This is a genomic window from Marinomonas sp. TI.3.20 (assembly GCF_038155025.1).
Taxonomy (GTDB): domain Bacteria; phylum Pseudomonadota; class Gammaproteobacteria; order Pseudomonadales; family Marinomonadaceae; genus Marinomonas; species Marinomonas flavescens.
This window is the reverse complement of the sequence record NZ_JBAKAS010000096.1, coordinates 1-321: the sequence shown is the minus strand read 5'-3', so window position 1 is coordinate 321 and position 321 is coordinate 1. Positions and strand designations below refer to the sequence as shown.

Here is a 321-nt window from a genome sequence, read left to right as displayed (position 1 = left end):
CACTCCAGACGCCGTCAGTTTGTGTCGCGTCCACAACCACGTTGTTGGTGCCATCACTGAACGTCACTTTCACGGTTTGTGCATCCGCGTCCACGCCACCCAAGGTCACGCTAACAGAGTCCGCTTCGTCTGCGTTGGTTACTTCATCGCTTTCGGCCACAGCCACGCTGAAGTTGCTGTCGGTGTCCGCACTCGTGTCTAAATCTAACGTATCCGTTTTAGTTGACGTATTGCCCGCATCATCAGTTGCTACAGCGCTGACGGTAATCGTGCCGTCGGTCAGACCACTTAGATCCGCATCCGCCACACTCCAGACGCCGT

General features: G+C 55.8%; 1 protein-coding gene. It reads right to left on the bottom strand.

Going from position 1 to position 321, the window contains the following annotated elements; all coding sequences use genetic code 11:
• The coding region (locus V6259_RS19730; RefSeq protein ID WP_341585982.1) for a hypothetical protein at positions 1–321 on the bottom strand (321 nt) is incomplete at both ends.